The sequence below is a fragment of the Bacillus sp. LR_5 genome, from assembly GCF_042709275.1.
The window spans coordinates 1-1,709 of the sequence record NZ_JAVAXX010000557.1 but is presented as its reverse complement, the minus strand read 5'-3'; the positions used below and the strand labels follow the sequence as shown (position 1 = coordinate 1,709).

Below are 1,709 nucleotides of genomic sequence, written 5' to 3'. Positions count from 1 at the left end.
TCTTATTGACCAACCTGTTAAAGTTATTTCATCTATTCGAATCTTAACACATAGAAAAGCTGAAAGAATTATAGTAAGTCATCCTCGAAATGCGTGAAAAGACAAAAAAGAAAAGCGACAAAATTAGCTTATGTATCAGAAAAAGAATAATCAAAACAGATGCTTTGCTATTGCAGGCTCAGCTTAAAATCGAAATGCTAACTAACTGAATCTTCTATATTTCTCACAATAATATACAGAAGATCGTAATACCTAGCTAAGATCGAGCTTAATGGCTCTTTTTCTGATTCCAATCCCTGATAATTATGAAAAGCATTTAAAATAAAATCTTGTAGAAAAAACATTGTTTTTTCTACAAGCTGAACATTATTACACAATGTTAGTATACTTTTATCAAGTCTCTAACCTAGAATGATTAATAAATTGCTTTATTAGTAATTGGCCCATTAATTGATTCTCTAATTTTATATACTGGAATATTCTTTACGCATCTAATCCCCATTTCATTGTGTCGACAGAAAGGAATATCTTTTGCTCTAAAAGAAGGGAACATTAAGCCTGGATGAGAGAAGAATGATCCTCCTTTAAGAACGGCAAATGAGTTAACACTATTAAATGGTACATTCTCAAAAATAGGGTGGAAAGCTCTCTTTGTTTTAAGCTCACTTCTAGTCCACTCCCATGTTCCGCCGATCATACCGCATACTCCATAGGGACTTTCACCATTTTGTTCAAAAATATCACTTGTTAAATGATTTAATTCTTTATCAGCATGAGCTTTTAATAAATTTTCTCTCCAGGACTTTAAAGAAGTAATGGGTTCATTATAAAGACTTCCAGCATATTGAACCTTTGCAGGATCAAATTTATCTCCCCAAGGCCAGACATTACCCTTTTCGCCTCGAGCAGCTTTTTCCCATTGAAACTCGGTTGGCAATTCTTTCCCCTTATATCTTGCGTAAGCAAATGCATCATAAAAATCTATACCTGTAACGGGATGATTATCTAAATACCTATCATCCCAATATGTATTTCTTCTATGTTGTTTATTCTGCGGTTCATTAGGATGACAGAATATATGCCCATTTTCCTCTATGAACTCGGTAAAGATATCATAATCTTTATTTGTAACAGGATACTTATCGATAAAAAATGGAGGTAACCATACTTTTTGTCTAGGAACAGCATCTTTCCAATTAAATGTTTTGTCAGGAATTTCATTTTCATTTAAACCGAATTCAAAAAAGCCACCCGGAATTAAAATCATCCCATCTTCTTCTGTTTTTTCGAATTCCTCTATTAGACTTTGAGGAATTTTTTCTTCAAAGTCAAAGTTATTAGGAAGTATACCATTTTGATCAAAATAATTTTTTAGCATTACTAGCTCTTCATGTTTTTCAACACCGAATATATCTAATAATGTACTTAATACTTTTTGGGCCCCTAATCCCACAGGTTTTTTAGGGTAGCTTATACTCTCCCGGACATCATCAATAATCGAAGACAAATATGCTACAGATTCTTCAATTTTATGATTTGCACAGACATCCATAGCTTTAAAAGAAACTAAATCATCCGGATCCTGGGTTAGATTGATTATAGTTTCTACAGCAGAGAAATAAGGTACCCATTTTTCAACGAAATCAATTAATCTATACCTTATGTAAGTATTCGGATAAGCAATACACATCCCAAACACATTTTCCGCT

The 1,709-nt window shown here is 32.9% G+C and carries 1 protein-coding gene; it reads right to left on the bottom strand.

What is annotated here, in order from left to right:
• Window positions 1–415: 415 nt before the first annotated feature.
• A partial coding sequence (locus RAC86_RS38410) for a formylglycine-generating enzyme family protein (protein ID WP_377886924.1) occupies window positions 416–1,709 on the bottom strand: 1,294 nt, incomplete at its 5' end.